The sequence below is a fragment of the Streptomyces alkaliphilus genome (assembly GCF_014141535.1).
Classification (GTDB): Bacteria; Actinomycetota; Actinomycetes; order Streptomycetales; family Streptomycetaceae; genus Streptomyces; species Streptomyces alkaliphilus.
The window spans coordinates 1-5,391 of sequence record NZ_VKHT01000293.1 but is presented as its reverse complement, the minus strand read 5'-3'; the positions used below and the strand labels follow the sequence as shown (position 1 = coordinate 5,391).

The 5,391-nt window shown below is 72.4% G+C and carries 4 protein-coding genes; 3 read left to right on the top strand and 1 reads right to left on the bottom strand.

The features are described from left to right. Positions 1 to 245 precede the first annotated feature (245 nt). The 3 genes from glmU (at position 246) to FNQ90_RS11480 (ending at position 3,754) form a co-directional block, all read left to right on the top strand. Positions 246 to 1,712, top strand: coding sequence for a bifunctional UDP-N-acetylglucosamine diphosphorylase/glucosamine-1-phosphate N-acetyltransferase GlmU (gene glmU, locus FNQ90_RS11490; protein WP_182606280.1), 1,467 nt, complete (start codon positions 246 to 248; stop codon positions 1,710 to 1,712). A gap of 150 nt (positions 1,713 to 1,862) precedes the next feature. Further along, a complete protein-coding gene (locus tag FNQ90_RS11485; protein ID WP_143618270.1) occupies positions 1,863 to 2,840 on the top strand; it encodes a ribose-phosphate diphosphokinase in 978 nt (325 codons plus the stop codon). Between the two features lie 329 nt (positions 2,841 to 3,169). Continuing rightward, positions 3,170 to 3,754 (top strand): 50S ribosomal protein L25/general stress protein Ctc, encoded by a 585-nt coding sequence (locus FNQ90_RS11480; RefSeq protein ID WP_182606279.1) that lies wholly within the window; start codon positions 3,170 to 3,172, stop codon positions 3,752 to 3,754. Positions 3,755 to 3,813: 59 nt separating this feature from the next. Here the strand turns inward: FNQ90_RS11480 and FNQ90_RS11475 are convergent. Then, positions 3,814 to 5,391: N-acetylmuramoyl-L-alanine amidase (locus tag FNQ90_RS11475; protein ID WP_182606278.1), on the bottom strand; the 1,578-nt coding region annotated here is incomplete at its 5' end.

Below are 5,391 nucleotides of genomic sequence, written 5' to 3'. Positions count from 1 at the left end.
CCGCCGAGGCCGGGGAATCGGCGGAGAGGGCTCCCGCCCCGACTCCCCGCGACGGCGACACCGGGCCCCGGCGCCCCGACACACGTACCGGGCAGCCCCGGGCCACCGGTCGGCGTCCCGGTGACCGCGCCCCCGCCGGCCGGGGAACGTCCCGGCGGCCGGGCTGAACACCGTCCCGTCCCCCGGGGAGTAGGGTGCGAAGTCCCGTCCGCATCCACGCACCACCGCACGAAGGGCCCGATCAGTTGAGCTCCACGCGCCCGGCCGCCGTCATCGTCCTCGCCGCCGGTGAGGGGACCCGCATGAAGTCCGCGACGCCCAAGGTCCTGCACGAGATCTGCGGGCGCTCGCTCCTCGGCCACGTCGTCGCCTCCGCCCGGCACACCGACCCCGGGCGGCTGGTCGTGGTCGTGGGGCACGCCCGCGAGCGGGTGACCGAGCACCTCGCCGGCCTCGACCCGGACGTGCTGACCGCCGTGCAGGAGGAGCAGCGGGGTACCGGCCACGCCGTGCGCCGGGCGCTGGAGGAGCTGACCGCCCGGGGCGGCGCCCCCACCGGCACCGTGCTGGTGACCTGCGGTGACACCCCGCTGCTGACCGGGGAGACCCTCGCCTCGCTCGCCGCCGAGCACGCCGACGCGGGCAACGCCGTGACCGTGCTGACCGCCGAGGTGCCGGACGCGACCGGCTACGGGCGGATCGTGCGCGCGGAGGACGGCTCGGTGACCGCGATCGTCGAGCACAAGGACGCCGACGAGGCGGTGCGCGCGATCCGGGAGATCAACTCCGGTGTCTTCGCCTTCGACGCCGAGGCGCTCGCCGATGCCCTGGCGAGGCTCACCACCGACAACAGCCAGGGCGAGGAGTACCTCACCGACGTGCTCGGCATCCTGCGCGCCGAGGGCCGCCGGGTGGGCGCCTGCCGCGCCGCCGACCACCGGGAGATCTCCGGCATCAACAACCGCGTGCAGCTCGCCGCCGCCCGGCGGATGCTCAACGACCGACTGCTGGAGCGGGCCATGCTCGCCGGCGTCACCGTCGTGGATCCGGCCTCGGTGTGGGTGGACGTGACGGTGGGATTCGAGCCGGACGCCGTGATCCACCCGGGCACCCAGCTGCGCGGTGCCACCCGGATCGGCGCCGGCGCCGAGGTCGGCCCGCACACCACCCTCACCGACACCGTCGTCGGGCCGGGCGCGACCGTGCTCAACACCGTCTCGGTGGGTGCGGAGATCGGCGGGGACGCCACCGTCGGCCCCTACGCCTACCTGCGACCGGGCACCCGGCTGGGGGCCTCGGCGAAGATCGGCACCTACGTGGAGACCAAGAACGCCACCGTGGGCGAGGGCACCAAGGTGCCGCATCTCACATATGTGGGGGACGCCACGATCGGCGACCACACCAACATCGGCGCGGCCAGCGTCTTCGTGAACTACGACGGGCAGCACAAGCACCACACCACCATCGGCTCGCACTGCCGCACCGGCTCGGACAACATGTTCGTGGCACCGGTGACCATCGGGGACGGCGCCTACACCGCCGCGGGCTCCGTCATCACCCGTGACGTACCGCCCGGTTCGTTGGCCGTCGCCCGCGGACAGCAGCGCAACATCGAGGGCTGGGTGGCCCGCAAGCGGCCCGGCAGCGCCGCCGCCAAGGCGGCCGAGGCGGCCGGCGAGGGGCCCTCCGGTGACGCCGGGGTGACGGGATAACGGAGAGGTTCTGGGAAGCCCGACGGGTGCACGGGGTGCCGGCCCGGGGCGTACCGTAAGAGGGGTCCCGCACGGGGTGGCCGAAAGACGGCCGTCCGGGGCCTTTCCGACGATTCCCAAGCGACCGTCGATCACCCAAGGAGATCTGCTGTGACCGGGATCAAGACGACCGGTGAGAAGAAGATGATGCTCTTCTCCGGCCGCGCCCACCCCGAGCTGGCCAAGGAGGTCGCCGCCGAGCTGGGCGTGGGACTGGTCCCGACCACGGCCCGGGACTTCGCCAACGGGGAGATCTACGTCCGGTACCAGGAATCGGTCCGCGGCGCGGACTGCTTCCTGATCCAGAGCCACACCACCCCCATCAACAAGTGGATCATGGAACAGCTGATCATGATCGACGCGATGAAGCGGGCCTCGGCCCGCAGCATCTCGGTCGTGATCCCGTTCTACGGCTACGCCCGCCAGGACAAGAAGCACCGGGGCCGGGAGCCCATCTCCGCCCGGCTGATGGCCGACCTGCTCAAGACCGCCGGCGCCGACCGGATCCTGAGCGTGGACCTGCACGCCGACCAGGTGCAGGGGTACTTCGACGGCCCGGTCGACCACCTGTTCGCCCTGCCGCTGCTCACCCAGTACATCGGGGGCCGGGTGGACCGCGACAAGCTGACCGTCGTCTCCCCCGACGCCGGTCGGGTGCGGGTGGCGGACCGCTGGTGCGACCGGCTGGGCGCCCCCCTGGCCATCGTGCACAAGCGGCGCGACCCGGACGTGGCCAACCAGGTGTCGGTGCACGAGGTCGTCGGTGACGTCCGCGACCGGGTGTGCGTGCTGGTGGACGACATGATCGACACCGGTGGCACGATCTGCGCGGCGGCCGACGCCCTGTTCGCCAACGGGGCGGCCGACGTGATCGTCACCGCCACCCACGGCATCCTCTCCGAGCCGGCCCCGGACCGCCTGAAGAACTCCAAGGTCAGCGAGTTCGTCTTCACCAACTCGCTGCCCACTCCCGGCGAGATGTCCCTGGACAAGGTCACCGTCGTCTCGCTGGCCCCCACGATCGCCCGCGCGATCCGCGAGGTCTTCGAGGACGGCTCGGTCACCAGCCTCTTCGAGGGCGACGCCTGATCCCCCGGCGGTGCCGGCCCCGGAGGAACGGGGCCGGCACCGTCCGATTTCGACCACGGTCTCCCCGCCGGGTACGCTGTGCGCGTTGCTCGGCGAGGGAGGCCGTGCGCGCTTCGGGCCGATCCGCGGGACCGGCACCGGGCGGGCGGCTGTCCGTTATCGACGCGCTCCTCATCGCGGTGATCCGCGCGGCCCCGGCCGCCGGACCGCGCGCGGTGTGCGGCAGGCCCGTTGGGGCCGGGTGACACCCCGGCCGGGGCCCCCGGGACCGACCGGAGAGACCGCATCCCGCGATCGCGCACGCGATCCGACCCACGAGGAGCGCCGCCATGAGCGACGTCAAGATCAGCGCCGAGATCCGCCGCGAGTTCGGCAAGGGCGCGTCCCGCCGCGTCCGCCGCACCAACCGGGTGCCCGCCGTCATCTACGGCCACGGCGGCGACCCGGTGCACGTCACCCTGCCGGGCTACGACCTGATGATGGCCCTGAAGAACTCGAACGTCCTGATCACCCTGGACATCGAGGGCCGCGAGGAGCTGGTGATCCCCAAGGCCGTGCAGCGCGAGGTGCTGCGCCCCAACCTGGTCCACGTGGACCTGCTGGTCGTCAAGAAGGGCGAGCGGGTCTCCGTCGAGATCCCGATCCACACCGAGGGCGACCTGGCCCCCGGCCAGTTCCTGGTCGAGCACGTCCACAACACCCTGAGCGTGGAGGCCGAGGCCACCCACCTGCCGGAGAGCGTGACCGTCTCCGTCCAGGGTCTGTCCGCCGGCGACCAGATCCTCGCCAAGGACGTGAAGCTGCCCAAGGGCACCGTCCTGACCATCGACGGCGAGGAGACCATCATCCAGATCCTCTCCGCCCAGGCCGAGGAGCCCTCCGCCAACGGTGGGGAAGAGACCACCGAGGCCTGAGGCCGACGCACCCGGCCCCCGGTCGTTCCCGGACCGCTCATCCGGCCCGCCGGCCCCGATCACTTGACGTACGTCAGTGCGTCCACGGTGATGGTGGGCCGGCCCGAGGTGCCGACGACCTCGATCCGCACCGTGTGCTTGGCGTTGTTCGTCCAGCTCTGCGTCCAGATCGCGTCACGGTAGCGGACGGTGGAGGACTTCAGGTCCACCGTCTTGGCGAGCTTGCCGTCCACGTACACCCGCACCTGCCCCGAACCGGAGGCCCGGGAGACCACCAGCGCCGCCGAACGGCCGGTGAAGGTCCAGGTGAGCGAGGAGTTCTTCGTCCCCGAGGCGAGGGACTTGCCGCCCAGGTAGCGGGAGTCGGAACGGGTGGTCCAGGTGCCGGTTCGCTTGGCGGCCGTCTCCTGGAGGATCACCGGCGTGAACGACGGGGAGACCGTGCGCTGGTTCCCGGCGGTGTCCAGGGCCCGGACCTGCCAGGTGGAGGCGGAGCCGGACTTCGCCGTCAGGTCGGCCGAGGTCGTGGTCGCGGAGTAGGACCTCGCCACCGGCGAAAGCAGCCGCACCCACTGGAGACGGGTCTCGTCGGCCGCCTTCCACGTGAGCCGCACGGGGACCGCGTCGGTGTTGACCGTGCCGGCACGCAGTGCCAGGCGCGGCGCGGTGGTGAAGGTCGGTGCCGTGGTGTCGGCGACGACGGTGACGGCCGGGGTGGTGGCCGTGCGCCCGGACAGGTGCACGCCGCGCACCGAGACCTGGCGGGTGCCGGGGGTCAGGGTGACGGCGGCCGAGCGGGCGTCGCCGGCCGTGGTGACGGCGACCTTCCCGTCCACCAGCACCTCGAAGCGGGTCAGCAGTTGGCTGGGGGTCCCGGTCTTCCAGGCGATGGTGGCGGAGTTCCTCGTGTAGTGGGTGGTGCCCACGGCGGTGGTACCGGTGACGCCGTTCAGCCCGAGAGCGCTGGGCGTCCCGCCGGCGAGGGTGCGGATGGTGGCCAACTGCCCGTACAGCCGGTCCCCCGGGCACAGGGTGTTGTAGCCGTCACGGTGGCCGTGGATGCGGGGCAGGGTGCGCACGGCGCCCTTGCTCCAGCGCTGCCCGGCGAGGTTGACGCCGTCGGCGCCGGCGACCAGGCCGACCGTGCCGGTGGGGTCGGCGCCGTACTGGCCGAGCTTCCAGGCCGACAGCCGGGCCACCGAGTTGAGCACGGCGGTGGGCGCGGCGGTGTCGGTGTAGGTGCCCAGGACGGCGATGCCGGTGGTCTGGTCGTTGAAGCCGTAGGCGTGCGCCCCGTACACCGGGCGGTCCACGCCGCCCTTGCGGCCCTCGTGGATGGTGCCGCACTTGTCGACCAGGAAATTGTAGCCGATGTCGCGCCAGCCCAGGGTCCTCACGTGGTAGGTGAAGATGCCCCGGACCACGGCGGCGGAGTTCTCGCAGGTGTAGGCGTTGGACTCGGCGGTGTGGTGCACGACCACCGCCTTGACCACCGGGTCCGGCAGGTAGATGGCCTCCAGCGGGGTCGCCGCCTCGTCGGCGCCCCACTGGGCGCGGCTCACGATCGGCGGGCGCGGGGCGGTGGAGGGCCTGGCTCTTATACACATCTTACGCTGCCGCCGAGGCGGCCAGTGTAG